This is a genomic window from Pseudomonas sp. Irchel s3f19 (assembly GCF_900187555.1).
Lineage (GTDB): Bacteria > Pseudomonadota > Gammaproteobacteria > Pseudomonadales > Pseudomonadaceae > Aquipseudomonas > Aquipseudomonas capeferrum.
Genome location: NZ_FYDW01000008.1, coordinates 184,605 through 205,042, shown reverse-complemented (window position 1 = coordinate 205,042; position 20,438 = coordinate 184,605). Strand labels below are relative to the sequence as shown.

Sequence of the window (20,438 nt, the reverse complement as noted above, 5' to 3'; positions counted from 1 at the left end):
AGCACTCTGCACGAAAAGGATATTGCCACCACGCCTTGATCCCTAACCTGACATGGTCTGAACAATAACAATGGAGACCCTGGCCATGTCCCTGGGATTCGACTACCTCAATGCCATGCTCGAGGACGACCGTGAACAGGGCATCTACCGCTGCAAGCGCGAGATGTTCACCGACCCACGGCTGTTCGACCTGGAGATGAAACACATCTTCGAGGGCAACTGGATCTACCTGGCCCATGAAAGCCAGATCCCCGAAAAGAACGACTTCCTCACCCTGACCATGGGGCGCCAGCCGATCTTCATCGCGCGCAACAAGGACGGGGTGCTCAACGCCTTCCTCAATGCCTGCAGCCACCGTGGTGCCATGCTGTGCCGGCACAAACGCGGCAACCGCGCCAGCTACACCTGCCCGTTCCACGGCTGGACCTTCAACAACAGCGGCAAACTGCTCAAGGTCAAAGACCCGAGCAACGCCGGCTACCCCGACAGCTTCAATTGCGATGGCTCCCACGACCTGACCAAGGTCGCGCGTTTCGAGTCGTACCGGGGCTTCCTGTTCGGCAGCCTGAAGGCCGATGTCAAACCGCTGGTGGAGCACCTTGGCGAGTCGGCCAAGATCATCGACATGATCGTCGACCAGTCGCCTGAAGGCCTGGAAGTGCTGCGCGGCGCCAGTTCGTACATCTACGAAGGCAACTGGAAGCTCACTGCCGAGAACGGCGCCGACGGCTACCACGTCAGCTCCGTGCACTGGAACTACGCCGCCACCCAGAACCAGCGCAAACAGCGCGAGTCGGGTGACGAGATCAAGACCATGAGCGCCGGTGCCTGGGCCAAGCAAGGCGGGGGCTTCTATTCCTTCGACCACGGCCACCTGCTGCTGTGGACCCGTTGGGCCAACCCCGAGGACCGCCCGGCATTCGAGCGCCGTGATGAGCTGGTCACCGACTTCGGCCAGGCACGCGCCGACTGGATGATCGAAAACTCGCGCAACCTGTGCCTGTACCCCAATGTGTACCTGATGGACCAGTTCAGTTCGCAGATCCGCATTGCCCGGCCGATTTCGGTGAACAAGACCGAAATCACCATCTACTGCATTGCGCCCAAAGGCGAAAGCACCGATGCCCGTGCCAAGCGCATCCGCCAGTACGAGGACTTCTTCAACGTCAGTGGCATGGCCACCCCGGACGACCTGGAAGAGTTCCGCTCGTGCCAGACCGGCTACGGCGGCGGTACCGGCTGGAACGACATGTCCCGCGGCGCTGCGCACTGGGTCGAAGGCGCCGACGAGGCGGCCCGCGAAATCGAGCTCAAACCGCTGCTGTCGGGTGTGCGCACCGAGGACGAAGGCCTGTTCGTGCTGCAGCACAAGTACTGGCAGGACACCATGATCCAGGCGCTCAAGGATGACCAGCAACTGATCCCCGTGGAGGCCGTGCAATGAGCCTCTACGAAACCGTGCGCGACTTCCTCTACCGCGAAGCGCGCTTCCTGGACGATGCCCAGTGGGACCAGTGGCTGGAGCTGTATGCCGCCGATGCCAGCTTCTGGATGCCGGCCTGGGACGATGACGACCGCCTCACCACCGACCCGCAAAGCGAGATATCGCTGATCTGGTACGGCAACCGTGGCGGCCTCGAGGACCGGGTGTTCCGCATCAAGACCGAGCGCTCCAGTGCGACCGTGCCGGATACCCGCACCTCGCACAACATCAGCAACATCGAGATCGTCGAGCAAGGCGAGGGCTACTGCCAGGTGCGCTTCAACTGGCACACCCTGAGCTTTCGCTACAAGACCACCGACAGCTACTTCGGCAGCAGCTTCTACACCCTTGACCTGCGCGGCGAGCAACCGCTGATCCAGGCCAAGAAGGTGGTGCTGAAGAACGACTACGTGCGCCAGGTCATCGACATCTACCACATCTGATCCGAGGTAACGCGAGCCGCTCGGTGTGCCGCTTGGCGCGCCGTGGCGACGCTCGCCCGCGAGGTGCTACATGAGCTTCCAGATCGCACTGAATTTCGAAGACGGGGTGACCCGCTTCATCGAGGCCGATGGCCATGAAACCGTGGCCGACGCTGCCTATCGCCAGGGCATCAACATCCCGCTGGACTGCCGCGACGGCGCCTGCGGCACCTGCAAGTGCAAGGCCGAAGCCGGGCGTTACGACCTGGGCGACAACTTCATCGAAGACGCCCTGAACGAGGACGAAATCGCCGAAGGCTACGTGCTGACCTGCCAGATGCGCGCCGAAGCCGACTGCGTGCTACGCATCCCGGCGTCTTCGCAACTGTGCAAGACCGAGCAGGCCAGCTTCGAGGCCGCCATCAGCGATGTGCGCCAGTTGTCGGCGAGCACCATTGCCCTGTCTATCAAAGGCGAGGCGTTGAGCCGGCTGGCGTTTCTGCCGGGGCAGTACGTCAACCTCAAGGTGCCGGGCAGCGAGCAGAGCCGCGCCTACTCGTTCAGCTCGCTGCAAAAGGACGGCGAAGTCAGCTTCCTGATCCGTAACGTACCCGGCGGGCTGATGAGCAGTTTCCTCACCAGCCTGGCCAAGGCCGGCGACAGCATGAGCCTGGCAGGGCCGCTGGGCAGCTTCTACCTGCGGCCGATCCAGCGGCCGCTGCTGTTGCTGGCCGGTGGAACCGGGCTGGCACCCTTCACCGCCATGCTGGAGAAGATCGCCGAGCAGGGCAGCGAACACCCGCTGCACTTGATCTACGGGGTGACCAACGACTTCGACCTGGTCGAACTGGACCGCCTGCAGGCCTTGGCGGCGCGCATCCCCAACTTCACCTTCAGTGCCTGCGTGGCCAACCCTGACAGCCAGCATCCGCAGAAGGGTTACGTCACCCAGCACATCGAGCCGCGCCACCTCAACGACGGCGATGTGGATGTGTACCTGTGCGGGCCGCCGCCGATGGTCGAGGCGGTCAGCCAGTACGTGCGTGAGCAGGGGATTACGCCGGTGAACTTCTACTACGAGAAGTTCGCGGCGGCTGCGGCCTGAGCGTTCGTGGGGGCTGCCGCTCCCACACAGACAGCATCAATATGGAGCGTTTCAGATGACGACAAGATTTCACGATAAAGTCGCCCTGGTCACCGGTGCTGCCCAGGGCATTGGCCGAGGGGTGTGCTGGCGGCTGAAGGCCGAAGGCGCGCAAGTGGTGGCGGTGGACCGTTCCGAGCTGGTGCACGAACTGGCCGGGGAGGGCATGCTGACCCTCACCGCCGACCTCGAGCAGCACAGCGATTGTGCCCGGGTCATGGCCGCTGCAGTCGAGGCCTTCGGGCGCCTCGACATCCTGGTCAACAACGTCGGCGGGACCATTTGGGCCAAGCCCTTCGAACACTATGAAGTGGAACAGATCGAGGCCGAAGTGCGCCGCTCACTGTTCCCGACCTTATGGTGCTGCCACGCCGCCTTGCCCTACATGCTGGAACGGGGGGCAGGGGCCATCGTCAACGTTTCGTCCATCGCCACCCGTGGCGTCAACCGCGTGCCCTACGGCGCGGCCAAAGGCGGCGTGAACGCACTGACCGCCTGCCTGGCCTTCGAAACCGCCGGCCGCGGTATCCGCGTCAATGCCACCGCCCCTGGCGGCACCGAGGCGCCGCCGCGGCGGGTGCCACGCAACAGCGCCGAGCAGAGCGAGCAGGAAAAGGCCTGGTACCAGCAAATCGTCGACCAGACCCTCGACAGCAGCCTGATGCACCGCTACGGCAGCATCGACGAGCAGGTTGGCGCAATCCTCTTCCTGGCCTCCGACGAGGCCTCCTACATCACCGGTGTGACCCTGCCGGTAGGGGGCGGCGACCTCGGCTGAGCCACCCCCTAAGGCAAAGGTTTTCTTCAACAACAAAAACAATAGAGACAGCTGCCATGCGAACCCTTGACGTACACCCGATCATCGATAACGCGCGCTTCACACCCTTCCACTGGATGGTCATGGCCTGGTGCGGCCTGTTGCTGATCTTCGACGGTTATGACTTGTTCATCTACGGCGTGGTGTTGCCGGTGATCATGAAGGAGTGGGGGCTGACGCCACTGCAGGCCGGCGCCTTGGGCAGCTACGCGTTGTTCGGGATGATGTTCGGCGCCCTGGTATTCGGCAGCCTGGCCGACCGGATCGGGCGCAAGAAGGGCATCGCCCTGTGCTTTGCCCTGTTTTCCACGGCAACCATCCTCAACGGCTTCGCCAGCAGCCCCAGCGAGTTTGGCATCTACCGCTTTATCGCCGGCCTGGGCTGCGGTGGGTTGATGCCCAACGCCGTGGCACTGATGAACGAATATGCGCCAAAACGCCTGCGCAGCACGCTGGTGGCGATCATGTTCAGTGGCTACTCGATGGGCGGCATGCTTTCGGCAGGCGTCGGTATCTTCATGTTGCCGCGTTTCGGTTGGGAGTCGATGTTCTTCGCCGCAGCCGTACCCCTGTTGCTGTTGCCGGTGATTCTCTACTACCTGCCAGAATCCATTGGTTTTCTGGTACGCCAAGGGCGCACCGATGAAGCCCGCGCACTGCTCAAGAAGCTCGACCCCGCTTGCGACATACAGCCTGGCGACACGCTGCAGGCAACGGACCGCAAGGGCGGCGGCAACGCTGTCGTGGAGCTGTTTCGCAACGGCCTTGCCGTGCGCACCCTGGCCCTGTGGCTGGCGTTTTTCTGCTGCCTGCTGATGGTCTACGCACTCAGCTCGTGGCTGCCAAAACTGATGGCTAACGCAGGTTACAGCCTGGGTTCGAGCCTGTCGTTCCTGCTGGTGCTGAACTTTGGCGGCATGGCCGGGGCTATTCTGGGGGGCTGGTTGGGCGACCGCTACAACCTGGTGAAGGTCAAGGTCGGCTTCTTCATCGCTGCGGCACTGTCGATCAGCTTGCTGGGCGTGAACAGCCCGATGCCGGTGCTGTACCTGCTGATCTTCATCGCCGGCGCCACCACCATCGGCACGCAAATACTGCTGTACGCCGGCGCGGCGCAGATGTACGGCCTGTCGGTACGCTCCACCGGCCTTGGCTGGGCCTCGGGGATCGGCCGCAACGGGGCCATCGTCGGCCCGCTGCTGGGGGGCGCACTGATGGGCATCAACCTGCCGTTGCAACTCAATTTCATCGCGTTCGCCATCCCTGGCGCAATTGCTGCGCTGGCCATGGCCGTGCACCTGGTCAGTGGCCGGCGGCATGGCCTGGCTACGGCTGCGCAGGCCTAGCAAGACCACAGGCCTTGCAAGAGGCCTGATCCACACACCCGCCCCAAGCCTTGCGAGAGGTGCCATGAAAACCCTGTTCAAGGACAGCTCGCTGTCCGCCATCGTCGCCGGTTGCCTGGCGACGATGATTTCCTACGCCGGCCCGCTGGTGATCATCTTCCACGCCGCCGAGGCCGCGCACATGCCTCACGGCCAGCTGTCGTCCTGGGTGTGGGCCGTTTCCATGGGCAGCGGTGTGCTCGGCGCATTGCTGAGCCTGCGCTATCGGGTGCCGGTGGTGATCGCCTGGTCGATCCCGGGTTCGGCCCTGTTGGTGACTGCCTTGCCGGCACTAGGGCTGGAGCAGGCCGTGGGGGCCTACCTGGTGGCGAACCTGATCCTGCTGCTGATCGGCATCAGCGGGGCCTTCGACCGCATCATCACACGCCTGCCCGGGTCCATCGCTGCTGGCATGCAGGCGGGCATCCTGTTCAGTTTCGGCACCGAGGTGTTCCGCGCCTTGCCCGTGCAACCGCTGCTGGTACTGGCGATGTTCGTTACCTATGTGCTGATGCGCAGGGTTCAGCCGCGTTATGCGGTGGCCGCCGTATTGTGCATAGGGGCCGTCGTCACCGTGGCCAGCGGCGCGTTCCGCAGTGAGGCCCTGGTGCTGCAACTGGCCTCGCCACAGTGGGTTACCCCGCAGTTCAGCCTGGCGGCGGTGTTCAGCCTGGCGCTGCCACTGGTGCTGGTGGCCCTGACCGGGCAGTTCATGCCAGGGATGGCGGTGCTGCGTAACGCCGGGTACGCCACACCGGCCAGCCCTTTGATCGGTGCCAGCGCCATCGGCGGCGCCTTGCTGGCACCTTTCGGTTGCCACGGCCTGAACCTGGCAGCCGTCACCGCCAGCCTGTGCACCGGCCATGAGGCCCATGAAAACCCGCGCCGGCGGTATGTCGCGGCCGTCGCCGGCAGCGTGTTGTACCTGCTGTTGGGGGTTGCCGGTGCCACGTTGATGTCGCTGTTTGCTGCCTTCCCTGCGGCATTGATCGCGGCCCTTGCCGGGCTTGCCCTGTACGGGGCGATCAGCGAAGCCCTGGCGCGCAGCCTGGCCGAGCCTACGGAGCGCGATGCCGGCCTGTTCACCTTCCTGGTCACCGCCTCGGGGGTGTCTTTCCTTGGCCTGTCGGCGGCGTTCTGGGGGCTGTTGTTCGGCCTGTTGGCGCATGCGCTGCTCAGGCTGCGTCGGCCGCAAGCGAGCGAGGTATTGCGCCGTACCCCATGAGCCCCGTGTTCCCAGCGCTTTACCCATAACAACAAGATCAAGAGAGCTTCGGAATGAACCACACCCCTTGCGTTGCCATCGGCCTGACCTTGCTCAGCCAACCTGCGCTGGCCGCTGATGGCGGCTTCTTCGAGGATTCGAAAGCCAGCCTCAGCGCCCGTAATTACTACTTCAGCCGTGACTTTTCGGACATCGTCGGGGCCAATCAGCAGTCCAAGGCCGAGGAGTGGGCCCAGGGCTTCATTCTCGACTTCAAGTCGGGGTACACCCCCGGCACGGTCGGCTTTGGCGTGGATGCCCTGGGCCTGTTGGGCATCAAGCTCGACAGCAGCCCTGACCGGGTCAATACCGGCCTGCTGCCGGTGCATGGCGATGGCCGCGCCGCAGACGACTACAGCCGCCTGGCACCGACGTTCAAGGCCAGGGTGTCGAAGACCGAGCTGCGTGTTGGCGAGCTGCAACCCAACTTGCCGGTGCTGACCTTCAGCGATATCCGCCTGTTACCTCCGACTTACCAGGGGGTGAGCCTAAGCACGTCCGAGCTGCAAGGCCTGAGCCTGCAGGGCGGGCATTTGCGGTCCACGCACCTGCGCAACGAAGGCGGCGACGGCAAGATGAACGCCATGCTCGGCCATGTGCCGATGCGCCAGGCACAAAGCGATGCGTTCAACTATGTCGGCGGCGACTACGCGTTCAATGCGAACCAGAGCAGTGTCAGCCTGTGGTACGGGCAACTGGAAGACATCTACGAACAAGGTTTTGTCGGCTTCAAGCACAGCAAACCCGTGGGGGACTGGGTGCTGAGTGCCAACCTGGGGTACTTCACCGCCCGCGAAGACGGCGACGCACTGCTCGGCACCATCGACAACCAGGCCTTCTTCTCGCTGTTCACCGCCCGGCAGGGTGGGCACAGCGTGCATGTGGGGTACCAGGGCATCTACGGCGACAGCCCGTTCCCCCGGGTATTCGCCAACATCTCACCGTTGGGTAACGAGGTCCCCACCTACGAGTTCGCGTATACCGACGAGCGCTCCTATCAGCTGCGCTACGACTACAATTTCGCCGCCATGGGCGTACCCGGGTTGACGGCAGGGGTGCGTTATATCACCGGCAACAATGTCGATACCGGGCTGGGCTATGAGGGCCGTGACCGCGAGCGGGACCTGGATATCGGCTACGCGGTGCAGAGCGGGCTGCTGAAAGGGTTGGGGATCCGGCTGCGCAATGCCATGGCCCGCTCCAACTACCGCAGTGATATCGATGAGAACCGCCTGATCCTGGTGTACACCTGGCAGTTGCTGTGAATACCCATCGCCCGGCTGTTGCCACCTTTTGTCACTGAACCGCATTTGCACCGCAGGGCTGGAGAGGGGTAGTTTTCCTGGGTCATCCACACAGGAACTCCCCCTTGGACTCATTGACCCAAGCCGTACTCGGCGCCGCCCTGCAGGGCACTGTGCTCGGCCGCATCCAGGGCCGCCGTTCGCTGCTGTATGGCGCCGCGCTGGGCACCCTGCCTGACCTGGACGTGATCATCCGCTACGCCGACCCGGTCTCGCAGATGACCTACCACCGGGGTTTCTCCCATTCCCTGTTCGTCCTCACCGGGCTGGCGCTGTTGCTGGCCTGGTGTGTCAACAGGTACTGGCCGGGCAAAGGCTACACCTTGCCGCGGCTGTTCCTGGCGTTCTGGCTGGTGCTGGTCACCCACCCGGTGCTCGATGCCTTTACCGTGTATGGCACGCAACTGTTCTGGCCGCTGTTGGTTACCCCGCAAAGCTGGGCGGCGGTATTCATCATCGACCCGGTCTATACCGTGCCGCTGCTGGCCGCAGTGGTCTACACCCTTGCCAAGGGGGTGACGGGCAAGGCCGTGAGGCTGATGACCCTGGCACTGGTCTTCAGTACCGCCTACCTGGGCTTTGGCCTGGCCGGGCGCATGCAGGCGGAGCAGCGTTTTCAGGCAGCCCTGGACCACCAAGGCATCCCGGCCAGTGACGTACGCGCCGTGCCTATCGCCTTCAACAGCCTGATCTGGCGCGTGCTGGCCAAGACCCCGGACGGGGCGTACTACGAAGGTGTCAGCAGTTGGCTCGATCAACATCCGCCGGAAATGCAGCGCCTGCCCCGCAACCTTGAACTGGCTTCGGCGCTTGCCGTTGCGCCACTGCATCAACGCCTGCGCTGGTTCACCGGTGACTGGCTGCGTTACGACGAGGTCGACGGCGCGCTGGTGGTGACCGACCTGCGCATGGGGATTCCAGGCAACTACACCTTCCGTTTCAACATGGCCCACCGCGACAGCCAGGGGCACTGGGTTGCCGATACCCCCACGGCATGGCAGGGGGCAGGGGTAGCGTCGATGTTCAACAGCCATGACCTGGCCTTGATCTGGCGGCGCATCGTCGACCAGCAACCGCCGCTGCCGCTGGCTGCCTGGACCTCCCGCTACCTGGCGCCGACGGCGGCACAGCGCGAGCACTAGGGGATGCGCTCGGCAGGGCTGGACCTGGTCAAGTGGGTGGCGATCGTGACCATGGTCGCCGACCACCTGCGCTTCATATGGCCGCGTGCCGAAGGTTTGTTCATCCTTGGCAGGTTGGCCTTCCCGCTGTTTTGCCTGGCTATCGCCGTCAATGTCGGGCGCCGGCACGGGGGGGCGCTGTCAACCGGCGTCAACCTGCGCTATCTGGGCGCGATGCTGGTGTTTTCAGTAGTGTCCGAATGGCCCTACCGTTGGCTGGACAGCGGTTCGCAAACGTTCAGTGTGATGCCGACGCTGGCCCTTGGGCTCCTGGTAGCTTTGGGCGTGCAGCAGCATCAGGTGGCAGCACGGGTACTTGGCCTGGTAGCCCTGGCGGCTGCGGCCCTGTTCAGTGAACGCCTGATGTACGGCCTGGCCGGCGTGCTGTTGCCGGCCGCCTGGCTCATGGCCCGCCGCCTGGGCGCGCTGACGTGGCTGCTGCCGTGCCTGCTGGCAATGGCGGGCAACCTGACCAACGGCTGGTTGCGCGAACATCCGCTCGCGCCGTTCACCCTGCTGACTTTGGCCGCCGCTGCCCTGGCGGTGCCGTTCGGCTGTTTGCTATTACGTCGTGATGAGTGGCGCGTGCCAGCGGTGGGGCGCTGGGGGTACCTGTTCTACCCGGTGCATTTGCTGGTGATCAATGCGCTTATTTGAAGGGGTACAGGGGCATTTTGCCGGTGAATTCGGGTACAGGATTCAGCTATTTTCGATACTGGTAAAATTGTTAGTAGCTTCTCGCCGACAAAGCGCTCAATATGTGGCTTGCAGGGGCTTGTTGTTTGACATGGCCCTCGTTGTAAATTTCACGGAAAACGCATCAAAACAGCCATCGAGGGCTCAGAGCATGTCCAACAGACAAACCGGTACAGTTAAATGGTTCAACGATGAAAAAGGCTTCGGCTTCATCACCCCACAGGGCGGTGGCGACGATCTCTTCGTTCATTTCAAAGCCATTGAATCGGACGGCTTCAAGTCGCTGAAAGAAGGCCAGACTGTCAGCTTCGTTGCCGAAAAAGGGCAAAAAGGCATGCAGGCCGCCCAAGTGCGTCCTGAGTAAGACACGTACCAGCCGGCTCAACGTTCGAACAGGCACCCGCAACCTTGCGGGTTGACCGAGGTACTTGATCGAACGATGTGAAGCCAGGCAATTGTGTAACGTGTAAAAAAAGCTCCGTATCGAAAGATATGGGGCTTTTTTCGTTTTGGCTGGACAGTAGCCGTGGTCGCCCGATCAACAGGGATTACCTGGTAATAGTGCTAGTAGCCGTCTGCTTGCCGATGGGCGATTATTTACAGTGATCCGTGAATAGTTTGCTCCAGGCTACTGATAACAGTGACCAGTCAAACACAACAGGAGGTGCTGCTCATGCCCAAAAAAGCGCAGTCGCTGACCGCAATGTCGTTAGCACAGGTTGATCCCCAGTTTGTAGCACCGGGGGTTGGCGAGGTGGTGTTTCTGATGGGGGACGGCGGCCAAGGTGCCCCAATCATCCGCGAGGGTCAGCACGTAAGTTATGAAATCGAGCAGCGGGAAGATGGGCTGTTCTATGCGGTGAACATCGTCATCGAAGATGAGCCACCCTTGAACTAGATTAACTGCTCGATGGCTGGCCAGGGGGCTTCATAGCCCCTTGCCGATCTGCCTTCAACCGCGCGCCAGTCGTCCGCTGACAAAGTGCGCCACATCATTGAAACCTGGGGTAGATGCATGCCCCGGCGTCACCAGCGAATCGATGAACGCTTCATCCTCTGCCGTGATCTTCACCTCCAGTGCCCCGGCATAGGTGTCCCATTGCGCTTCGGTGCGGGGCCCGACAATCGCCGAACTGACCTGTTGGTTGTTGAGCACCCAGGCAATCGCAAATTCCACGATACCCACGCCCTTGGCCTCGACGTATGCCTGGATCTGGCGAGCGATGGCCAGTGACTCCTGGCGCCACTCCACTTCCATGATGCGCTTGTCCTGGCGCCCGGCACGGCTGCCGGCATCCGGTACCGAGCCAGGTGCGTACTTGCCGCTTAGCACGCCGCGGGCCAAGGGGCTGAACGGTACCACGCCCAGGCCATGGTAGGCCGCTGCGGTCAATTGCTCGGGTTCTGCCTGGCGGTTGACGATGTTGTACAGCGGCTGGCTCACTACCGGCTTGGCCACGCCCAGGCGCTCGGCCAGGTTGCAGATATCGGCAATACGCCAGCCGCGGAAGTTGGACACGCCCCAGTAACGGATCTTGCCCTGGCGCAGCAGGTCGCCGATCGCCTGCACGGTCTCCTCCAGCGGCACCTTGTGGTCCTCGCGGTGCAGGTAGTAGATGTCCAGGTAGTCCAGGTCCATGCGCGTCAACGTGGCATCGATGGCATTGAACACATGTTTACGCGACAACCCGCTGCGGTTGGGCAGGCCGTCGGCGGGGCCAAAACCAACCTTGGAGGCGACGATCCAGTCCTGGCGATGACGTGCCACGGCTTCGCCGACAATTTCTTCCGAGCGCCCAGCGTTGTAGACATCGGCGGTGTCGATGAAGTTGATGCCCTGATCCCAGGCTTTTTCGATGATCCGCAGGGCGTCTTCGGTGCTGGTCTGCTCGCCGAACATCATGCTGCCCAAGGTAAGGGCGGAAACCTGCAGGCCACTTTGGCCGAGGGGACGGTAGATCATGCGGGTGAGTCCTTTGCAGTGGGCTGATGTGCCTGTTTTACACAGAACCAAGCGGCATTGAAAGCCTGCAGCAAGGGCTGACACACCTGTGTCACGGCCGCATCAGCTGTGCCATGGCTGCTGCAGCCACAGCCTGCAGACAAGCGCAGGCCGTTTGCGCTCGAACCGCTCTGGCATGGCTGTTTCGACGGGGCTGGGCGACGCTGGCACAACCGTTGCTCTGTCTGTTGCAGGCGCCTGCCATGGCGTCGCCATAACAAGAACGGAGAAGCCACCATGAACCGAACAGGCCCGCACCGCCGGCCCCTCCCGCACGCCCTGGGCTGCCTGGCCCTAGCCTTGGCCTGCTGCGCACCTGCCTATGCCGCCGACGTCGATGGCAAACGCATCATCGCCGCCGACCAGGAACCCGGCAACTGGATGAGCCACGGCCGCACCTACGATGAGCAACGCTTCAGCCCCCTCAAAGCCATCAACCAGGACAACGTCAATCAGCTAGGCCTGGCCTGGAGCTACAAACTCGACCTGGACCGTGGGGTGGAGGCCACGCCCATTGTGGTAGATGGGGTGATGTACACCACGGGGCCGTTTTCGGTGGTGTACGCGCTGGATGCCCGCAACGGCAAGCTGCTCTGGAAATACGACCCGCAGTCGGATCGCAACCGTGCCGGTGAGGCCTGCTGCGATGCGGTAAACCGAGGCGTGGCGGTGTGGCAGGGCAAGGTCTACGTCGGCGTATTGGACGGGCGCCTGGAGGCGATCGATGCCAAGACCGGCAAGCGGGTCTGGTCGGTGGACACCCGCAGCGACCATAAACGCAGCTACACCATCACCGGCGCGCCGCGGGTGGTCAACGGCAAGGTCATCATCGGCAATGGTGGGGCGGAGTATGGCGTGCGCGGCTATGTAACGGCCTATGACGCCGAAACCGGCAAGCAGGCCTGGCGCTTCTTCACCGTGCCAGGTGACCCCAAGCTGCCGCCGGAAGACAAGGCCATGGAAATCGCCAGCAAGACCTGGCACGGCGATGCCTTCGTCGAGTGGGGCGGTGGCGGCACGGCCTGGGACTCGTTCGCCTACGACCCGGAGTTGAACCTGCTGTACATCGGCGTCGGCAATGGCTCGATGTGGGACCCGAAATGGCGCAGCCAGGCCAAAGGCGACAACCTGTTCCTGTCGTCGATCGTCGCGGTCAATGCCGACACGGGCGAATACGCCTGGCACTACCAGACCACCCCGGGCGATGCCTGGGACTTCACCGCCACCCAGCACATGATCCTTGCCGAACTACCGATCGACGGCAAGCAACGCAAGGTGCTGATGCAGGCACCCAAGAATGGCTTTTTCTATGTGCTGGACCGCGCCACTGGCGAGCTGCTGTCGGCCAAGAACATCGTGCCGGTGAACTGGGCCAAGGGCATCGACATGAAGACCGGGCGGCCCATCCTCGACGACGAGGCGGCGGCCTACTGGAAGGACGGCAAGCGCAAGTTGGTGACCCCGGCATTCTGGGGCGCTCATGATTGGCACCCGATGTCGTACAACCCGAACACGGGGCTGGTGTACATCCCGGCGCATATCATGTCGGCCTACTACGAGCACATTCCCGACGCACCCAAGCGCAACCCGTTCAAAAGCGTGTACCAGCTCGGCCTACGCACCGGCATGATGCCCGAGGGTGCCGAAGGCCTGCTGGAGATGGCCAAGACCTGGTCCGGCAAGCTGATCGCCTGGGACCCGGTTAAACAGGCGCCAGCCTGGGAAGTGCCCTACATCACTATCTTCAACGGTGGCACCTTGAGCACCGCCGGCAACCTGGTGTTCGAAGGCAGCGCCGATGGCCGGGTGATCGCCTACGCCGCCGACACCGGCAAGAAACTCTGGGAGTCACCGGCCGCCAGTGGCGTGATGGCGGCACCGATCAGCTACTCGGTCGATGGCGAGCAGTACGTCACCTTCATGGCCGGTTGGGGCGGGGCATTCTCGACGTTTGCCGGGGCACTGTCGCTGCGCGCCGGGGTACAGCCTTTCTCCCAGGTGCTGACCTACAAGCTTGGCGGTAATGCCACGTTGCGTGAGCCGGCACCGCCCGCCAACGCGCCCGAACCACCACCCCTGACCGCTGATGCCAACGCAGTGGCCGCCGGTGCTGCCCTGTACGACGGCAACTGTTCGCAGTGCCATGGTATTCATGCCGTCAGCGGCGGCGTACTGCCTGACCTGCGCAAGCTCAGCGCGGAAAAACACCAGATGTTCCTCGGCATCCTCTATGGCGGCCGCGTGCCCGATGGCATGCCGTCGTTTGCCGACAACCTCAAGCCCGAGCAGGTGGAACAGGTGCACCAGTACCTCATCAAGCGTGCCCATGACCTCAAGCGCGAGGGCAGTACCTGGCAGCAGTTCAGCGCCAAGCCGGCTGCCCAGTCGCCACTGGCCGACAACCACCCACAGGAGTGAATGACCATGACTGCAACGATCTACCAGAACTACATCGACAATGCCTTCATGCCCAGCGAGCAACTGATTGAGGTGTACAACCCGGCCAACGCACAGCTGCTGGGGCGTGTCCCGGAGTCGCCGGTGGAGCACGTGGAGCGGGCCATTGCCGCAGCGCGTCAAGCGCAAAAAGGCTGGGCGGCCAAGCCTGCCATCGAGCGCGCCGGGTATCTGCGCCAGATCGCGACAAAGGTACGCGCCAATGCCGAACGCCTGGCGCGCATCATCACCCTGGAAGGCGGCAAGGTGCCGGGGCTGGCGCAGGTCGAGGTCAACTTCACGGCCGACTACCTCGACTACATGGCTGAATGGGCGCGACGCCTGGAAGGCGAGGTGCTGACCAGCGACCGCGCCAATGAGCACATCTTCCTGATGCGCAAACCCTTGGGTGTGGTGGCTGGGATCTTGCCGTGGAACTTCCCGTTCTTTTTGATCGCCCGCAAGATGGCCCCGGCGTTGTTGGCGGGGAACACCATCGTGATCAAACCCAGTGAGGAAACGCCGATCAATTGCTATGAGTTCGCGAAGTTGGTGGCCGAGACCGACCTGCCGGCGGGTGTGTTCAACGTAGTCGGCGGCAAGGGGGCGAGCGTCGGCCATGGGCTGTCCAGCCATGCCGGCATCGACCTTGTGAGCTTTACCGGTAGCGTCGCCACCGGCGCACGGATCATGGCTGCTGCGGCGCCGAACATTACCAAGCTCAACCTTGAACTGGGCGGCAAGGCCCCGGCGATCGTGCTGGCGGACGCCGACCTGGACCTGGCGGTGAACGCCATCGTCGCCTCGCGGGTGATCAATACTGGCCAAGTGTGCAACTGCGCCGAGCGGGTGTACGTGGAACGCCAGGTGGCCGACGCCTTCGTCGACAAGGTGGCCCAGGCCATGGCGGCCACCCGTTATGGCGACCCGTCGAGCCGTGCCGACCTGGACATGGGGCCGCTGATCAACCAGGCCGGGCTCGACAAGGTGGCGCAGATGGTGCGAACGGCGGTCGGGCAGGGCGCCCAACTGGTGACCGGCGGGCAGGTGGCCGACCTGGGGGCCGGGTTCCATTACCAGCCGACTGTGCTTGCGGGCTGTGCGTCGGACATGGAGATCATGCGCAAGGAAATCTTCGGGCCGGTGTTGCCGATCCAGGTGGTCGATGGCCTGGACGAGGCGATTGCCTTGGCCAACGACAGCGAGTATGGGCTGACGTCTTCGCTTTACACCCGCGACCTGAATGCAGCGCTGAAGGCCTGCCGCGAGATCGACTTTGGCGAGACCTACATCAACCGCGAGAACTTCGAGGCCATGCAGGGCTTCCACGCCGGGGCGCGCAAGTCCGGGGTCGGCGGGGCGGATGGCAAGCATGGTTTGTATGAGTACATGCGCACGCAGGTGGTGTACATCCAAGGGTAGAGGGTGGCTCTGCTGGCCTCTTCGCGGGGCAAGCCCGCTCCCACTGAATGTTGGGGAAGCAGGGCGGCTAGGTGCATGTCTCGGGTTTGGAGGTGGGGCGAAGATCGAGCGCCGCCCGGGCGGCGCTCGATCTTCGCCCCCCTGAAAAACCCAAGCCAGGCACCTGGTGGCCCCGAAAACAATCTACAGGCATCCACACCTCCCCAAAAAGGCTTGGCCGCCATTGGCCAAAGCCATGGCTGTACGACATTTCTGAACTTGAAACTAAATACTTCAGGAATGGCCTGCTTGGGAATTATCCTACGCGGGCTGCTGAAGTATCGCTGTTGTCGGGGAAACCTCTCAGGGATAACGTTTTCGGGCCGCCTAACCGGGTGGCCGGGTGTGAGAACCCGATCATGAATTCAGACGTCAGCAGCGTTATGGCAGCTGTGCGCGGGCAGGCTTTGGCCTGGCCGAGTCTTCCTGGATTCGCTCGGTTTCTCACCCCGCGTACCGCTGCCACCCACTATCCGTGAGAAAGCTAGAAGGTGGCGGTTTCCTGAAAATCTGAATCCGGGAATTAGCTATGAAAAAAATTGTTCCTGACCCACCTCGCCGCAAACCGATCACCTCCCCATTCTTCACCGTCCAATCTGACATGTACCCACCCCATGCCCTCGCGCACGTCAGCGAGTTGCTCCGCGGCGTCATCGAAACCATCGACGACCATTGCCGCGGCCACGTCGGCGAACCTGGCCTGAACATGCTGAGCAACGCCTTGCATGCCAGCGAAATCGCCCGTTCGCTGGTAGAGCATGTACACAACCGTCTCTATGGCCAACAGGCCGAGGAGTGAGCCCATGGCCGACGAACCCAAGCCCCTCACCACCGCTGGCCTGGCAACCTTCCTTGATGTGGGCAACCCATCGTTGAACTTGCTGCGTGTGCAGCCTGGCATCCCGATTGATGTTGCATACGAGCAGGTGTCGGTGCTGCTGGGCTACATCAAGCACCTGGTGCGTGAAGGCGATATGGACGATGACCACAAGTTGCTCGGCGCGGCTGACTATCTGAGTGTCCTGGCCAAGGCGCTGATGGACGATATCGAGTTAGCCAAGAACCGGTTGCACTGATCTTGCTGGCCTCTTCGCGGCTGCACCCGCGAAGGGGCAGCTACAGTCAGCCCAACTGGTTGGGCTGGACGATGCCGTACCGCTTCATCTTGCGATACAGCGTTGACCGCGAAACCCCCGCGGCCTCTGCCGCTGCGCTCATGTTCCAGCGCTCTCGCTTCAACACCTCCAGCAAATGCCGCGCCTCGGCAGCCTCGACTTGCTGCTCTAGCACCTTTGGCCGCGCAGGCGCTGCAGGGTCGGCCACTACCTCCGGCAGGTCAGCCACTTCGATCAGCCCACCTTCGGCCAGCGCGACGGCCTGACGCAACGCATTGAGCAACTGCCGCACGTTCCCCGGCCAGGCGTGCCCGAGCAAGCAGCGCCACGCTTCATCGCTCAGGCGCATACCAGCGCCTCCCGGCAGCCCTGCCAACAACCCTTCGATCAATGCGCGCCGGTCACTGCGTTCACGCAGTGCCGGCAACGTCATGCGCATCCCGCACAACCGGTAGTAGAGGTCTTCGCGAAAGCGCCTGTCGCCGATCATTGCCTGCAGGTCCTGGTGAGTTGCCGAAATCACCTGGAGGTCCAGTGCTACCGGCGCTTCGGCACCCAGCGGCACCAGCTCGCGCTCGGCAAGCACCCGCAGCAGGCGCGTTTGCAGGTGCGCCGGCATGTCGCCGATCTCGTCGAGGAACAGCGTGCCGCCATTAGCCTGCTCCAGCTTGCCTTTCATGCCCTTGCGGTTGGCCCCGGTGAAGCTGCCGGCACGGTAGCCGAACAGTTCGCTTTCGATCAGTGATTCGGGTATCGCCGCACAGTTGAGCGCCACAAACGGTTTGGCATGGCGCTGGCTAGCCTGGTGCAAGGCACGGGCGAATGCCTCTTTGCCGGTGCCGGTTTCGCCGTTCAGAAGAATCGCGATGTCTCGGTCCAGCACCTTGCGCAGGCGTTTCACGCCTTGTTGCAGCTGTGTGTCCTGGCCTGCCAGTTGCTCAAGCGTGGGGTGTGCAGTGCGGGTGGGCGCGGGCCGCGCAGAAGGCGCTTGGCGGTAACCGGCCGGTACGCGCAGGCCCACATCCAGCAGGTGCGCTTGTTCATGACCGCGCAGTTGAGTGCCACGTGCACCGCCGCGCGTCAGGTCCAGCAACTGGTCGATGGTGGCAGGCAGCAGTTGCTCGATGGCCACGCCCAACAGCTTGCCGGTATGCGCCAGGAACGCTGCCCGATTGGCGCCGATCACCCGGCCGCTTTCGTCCAGTGCCAGCAGTTGCTCAGCGGCCAGGTCGCAGAAGTCGTCGCGTGGTTTGATGGCCAAGGTCAGGCGGTCGCGGTAGCGCTGGCGGAAATGGCTGTTCTCGATCAACCGGGCGTACAGGGTCACCAGCTGCAAGGTCAGGTGCTGGGCTTGCTTGGGGCCGTCGTTGTACAGGCAGGTCGCGTTGAGGCAGCCGAGCAGTTGGTTGTGGGCATCGAAGATCGGTGATACCGAGCAACTGAGCCGAGCATTGGCCGCAAGGAAGTGCTCCTGACGATGGATGGTCAGTGCCTGCTGAGAGGCCAAGGCGGTGCCGATGCCGTTGGTGCCGGCAATCGACTCGTCCCACCGCGCGCCGACGATCAGCCCGGAACGGGTGTAGCTCTGTGGGTCGGCGGGCAGGCGGGCAGCCAGCGTGATGCCGTCGGCGTCACTGAGCAGCACGGCGAAACCGGCGTCCACCACGCGCTTGGCCAGGCCACTGACGCCCTGGCTGGCGATGGCCAGGTAGGCCTCGTGCTGGGCTTGGTGCTGGCGGATTTCAGCGGCGCTGAGGATGTTGTCGACGTGGCGCAGGGTGGGGTCCAGGTGGTGCTGATTGATGCTGCGGTACCAGGATTCAGCGACCACCGGTTCTGGCGTCAGGCCACGTTCGGCAAAGTGGCAGTCGACGAAGGCGGCCAGTTCACTGGCGCGGGGTTTGGCCATGGGCGCTCTACCAAGTTCTTGTTATTTGAGTTGGGGAAACCATAGCTGATTTTGGGTTTGGGAGTTGCTTGTCTTTAGCTTTGCAGGGGGGCGGATATCGAGCGCCGCCCGCGCGGCGCTCGATATCCGCCCCCCCGAAGAACCCAAGCAAAAAAGCAGGCGTGTTTCAGCCGATCAGCTTGAGTGCCTCATCCAGACCCAGCGGCCGCTTCATCCGCTGCGACAGCTGCGCCATGGCATCCGAATACCCCTTGGCCACCACCGCTTCAACCTGCTCCGCGACACACTGCAAGGCAATGAAGTCACCTTTCTCCGGCTCGCCGACGAACTCGATTCGGTCCCAGTCCCGGGCATGCCCCAGCACTTCATAGGTGCGCCCATGCTGATAGGTCCAGAAAAACGGCACATCCGCGTAACGACGCTGCTCGCCCAGCATGTTGGCCGCGGCGATTACGCCATGCTGCTGGGCCAGGCGCCAGTGTTCGATGCGCACCGGGCGGCCAGCGAGGGGGAAGGTGGCGATGTCGCCGGCGGCCCATAGGCGGTCGGCGGCATGCAGTTCGGCGTCGACCCGCAACGAACGATCCTCGGCCAGTTCCACGCCCTGCACGAACGCAGTGGCCGGTGCGACACCGGTACCCAGCAACACCAACGACGTCGTCAGCTTCTCGCCATTGGCCAGCAGCACGGCGTCGACCCGTTCTTCACCGAGGAAGCGCTCGACCTCGGTCGGGCCGTGGAACACCACGCCCTTGCGCTCATGCAGCGCGCGTATGCTGCGCCCGATACGCTCACCTAACTGTTTGCTCAAGGGCACCGCGTGGCGGCTGACCACATGCACCTGCGCGCCATACTTGCGCAAGGCCGAGGCCGCCTCCAGGCCGATGAACCCGTCGCCGACGATCACCACAGGCTGCCCCGGCTCGGCGGCATCCAGCAGGCGTGCTGCATCTTCGCGTGAGCGCAGGGTCATGACCCCTGCCAGGTCGACACCGGGCAGATCGGGGCGTTGCGGTTTGCCGCCAGTGGCCAGCAAGGCGGCGTCATAGTCGATGCGGTGGCCGTCGCTGAGGGTGATTTGGCGCTTTTTCACGTCCAGTGTGCGCACCTTGCCCAAGCACCGCTCCAACTGGCCCGCGCGCAACTGGCCAGCCTCCAGCAGCGCCGGGACTTCATCGGGCGGCATCTCCCCGGCGATGACGAATTTGCTCAGCGCAGTGCGGTCGTAGGCGGGCTGGCGTTCATGGTCAAGCCAGACCAGACGCCCGCCGAAGCCATGGGCCAGCAGCGTGGCCACCGCCGCCGAGCCTGCGGCCCCGGCACCGATGACGACGAAGCAGCGCGCGTCACTGTGGCGTGGTGGCTCGGCCTTTGGCAGCGGCTGGTCATCGACCCAGACTTCACCGTCCTTGACCCACGCCCGGTAGCGGCGCAGGTCGGCCAGTGCCGGCGGTTCGCACACCGCGCCTTCGTCCACGGCAAACGCCGCCTTGTGCCACGGGCAGACCAGCAAGCCTGCGCAGATCACGCCTTCTTCCAGCGGGGCGCCGGCATGGGGGCAGTTGGCCTGGTAGGCCTGCACCAGGTCGCCCTGGCGGATGAGGATGAGTTCTTCGTTGCCGGCCTGCACACGCAGAGGGCGGTGGGGGTCGAGCTGATCGAGGCGGGCCACGGTGTGCTGGGTCATGAGGCTTCTCCAAAGGGGGCCTTTGGAACCATTTGACGCCTGTGCCGTTGAGATGCTGACCCGAGCCGACGATCGGGGCATTATTCTGAAGCACCGTGTGGGGGCGGGTATGCCGGCTCCCACACGGGCTGT

At 63.4% G+C, this 20,438-nt stretch carries 18 protein-coding genes; 15 read left to right on the top strand and 3 right to left on the bottom strand.

The features are described 5' to 3' along the window. Positions 1-85: 85 nt before the first annotated feature. The 11 genes from benA (at position 86) to CKW22_RS19180 (ending at position 10,594) form a co-directional block, all read left to right on the top strand. Positions 86-1,444 (top strand): benzoate 1,2-dioxygenase large subunit, encoded by a 1,359-nt coding sequence (benA, locus tag CKW22_RS19230; RefSeq protein ID WP_033697717.1) that lies wholly within the window; start codon positions 86-88, stop codon positions 1,442-1,444. Further along, a complete protein-coding gene (gene benB / locus CKW22_RS19225; protein WP_033697718.1) occupies positions 1,441-1,926 on the top strand; it encodes a benzoate 1,2-dioxygenase small subunit in 486 nt (161 codons plus the stop codon). The genes benA and benB overlap by 4 nt, the downstream gene beginning before the upstream one ends. Before the next feature lie 70 nt (positions 1,927-1,996). Next, positions 1,997-3,010, top strand: coding sequence for a benzoate 1,2-dioxygenase electron transfer component BenC (gene benC, locus CKW22_RS19220; protein ID WP_033697720.1), 1,014 nt, complete (start codon positions 1,997-1,999; stop codon positions 3,008-3,010). Positions 3,011-3,065: 55 nt separating this feature from the next. Next, positions 3,066-3,827 (top strand): 1,6-dihydroxycyclohexa-2,4-diene-1-carboxylate dehydrogenase, encoded by a 762-nt coding sequence (locus CKW22_RS19215; protein ID WP_033697722.1) that lies wholly within the window; start codon positions 3,066-3,068, stop codon positions 3,825-3,827. A gap of 56 nt (positions 3,828-3,883) precedes the next feature. After that, a complete protein-coding gene (locus CKW22_RS19210) occupies positions 3,884-5,212 on the top strand; it encodes an aromatic acid/H+ symport family MFS transporter (RefSeq protein ID WP_033697724.1) in 1,329 nt (442 codons plus the stop codon). A 64-nt stretch (positions 5,213-5,276) separates the two neighbouring features. Then, positions 5,277-6,476 (top strand): benzoate/H(+) symporter BenE family transporter, encoded by a 1,200-nt coding sequence (locus tag CKW22_RS19205; RefSeq protein ID WP_033697725.1) that lies wholly within the window; start codon positions 5,277-5,279, stop codon positions 6,474-6,476. 53 nt (positions 6,477-6,529) lie between these two features. Next, positions 6,530-7,780: an OprD family porin gene (locus tag CKW22_RS19200; protein WP_095064781.1), complete on the top strand. Its 1,251-nt coding sequence runs from the start codon at positions 6,530-6,532 to the stop codon at positions 7,778-7,780. A 104-nt stretch (positions 7,781-7,884) separates the two neighbouring features. Then, positions 7,885-8,961, top strand: a complete 1,077-nt coding sequence (locus CKW22_RS19195; protein ID WP_095064779.1) for a metal-dependent hydrolase — start codon at positions 7,885-7,887, stop codon at positions 8,959-8,961. A 3-nt stretch (positions 8,962-8,964) separates the two neighbouring features. Continuing rightward, positions 8,965-9,657 carry a TraX family protein gene (locus CKW22_RS19190; RefSeq protein ID WP_033697730.1) on the top strand — a complete coding sequence of 231 codons (693 nt, stop codon included), beginning with the start codon at positions 8,965-8,967 and terminating at the stop codon, positions 9,655-9,657. 190 nt (positions 9,658-9,847) lie between these two features. Further along, positions 9,848-10,060, top strand: a complete 213-nt coding sequence (locus CKW22_RS19185; protein ID WP_003179963.1) for a cold-shock protein — start codon at positions 9,848-9,850, stop codon at positions 10,058-10,060. Positions 10,061-10,369: 309 nt separating this feature from the next. Then, the gene (locus tag CKW22_RS19180) at positions 10,370-10,594 is read left to right on the top strand and encodes a hypothetical protein (protein ID WP_033697731.1); all 225 of its coding nucleotides are present in this window, start codon (positions 10,370-10,372) and stop codon (positions 10,592-10,594) included. A gap of 54 nt (positions 10,595-10,648) precedes the next feature. Here CKW22_RS19180 and CKW22_RS19175 read toward each other — a convergent pair whose 3' ends face one another. Beyond that, complete coding sequence (locus tag CKW22_RS19175) at positions 10,649-11,659, bottom strand: aldo/keto reductase (RefSeq protein ID WP_095064777.1); 1,011 nt, start codon at positions 11,657-11,659, stop codon at positions 10,649-10,651. Between the two features lie 276 nt (positions 11,660-11,935). Here CKW22_RS19175 and CKW22_RS19170 point away from each other — a divergent pair, with 276 nt between their 5' ends. The 4 genes from CKW22_RS19170 to CKW22_RS19155 all read left to right on the top strand — a co-directional run bounded on the left by CKW22_RS19170 (position 11,936) and on the right by CKW22_RS19155 (position 16,671). Further along, a complete protein-coding gene (locus CKW22_RS19170) occupies positions 11,936-14,116 on the top strand; it encodes a PQQ-dependent dehydrogenase, methanol/ethanol family (protein ID WP_033697735.1) in 2,181 nt (726 codons plus the stop codon). 6 nt (positions 14,117-14,122) lie between these two features. Continuing rightward, entirely contained in the window at positions 14,123-15,556 is a 1,434-nt protein-coding gene (gene aldA / locus CKW22_RS19165; protein WP_095064800.1) for an aldehyde dehydrogenase, read from the top strand. A gap of 568 nt (positions 15,557-16,124) precedes the next feature. Beyond that, the gene (locus CKW22_RS19160) at positions 16,125-16,394 is read left to right on the top strand and encodes a hypothetical protein (RefSeq protein WP_033697739.1); all 270 of its coding nucleotides are present in this window, start codon (positions 16,125-16,127) and stop codon (positions 16,392-16,394) included. A gap of 4 nt (positions 16,395-16,398) precedes the next feature. Then, entirely contained in the window at positions 16,399-16,671 is a 273-nt protein-coding gene (locus tag CKW22_RS19155; RefSeq protein ID WP_033697742.1) for a DUF3077 domain-containing protein, read from the top strand. A 46-nt stretch (positions 16,672-16,717) separates the two neighbouring features. Here CKW22_RS19155 and CKW22_RS19150 read toward each other — a convergent pair whose 3' ends face one another. Together CKW22_RS19150 and CKW22_RS19145 are read right to left on the bottom strand one after the other, a co-directional pair. Further along, a complete protein-coding gene (locus tag CKW22_RS19150; protein ID WP_047583593.1) occupies positions 16,718-18,619 on the bottom strand; it encodes a sigma-54-dependent Fis family transcriptional regulator in 1,902 nt (633 codons plus the stop codon). Between the two features lie 166 nt (positions 18,620-18,785). Then, entirely contained in the window at positions 18,786-20,306 is a 1,521-nt protein-coding gene (locus CKW22_RS19145; RefSeq protein ID WP_033697746.1) for an FAD-dependent oxidoreductase, read from the bottom strand. Between the last annotated feature and the right edge of the window lie 132 nt (positions 20,307-20,438).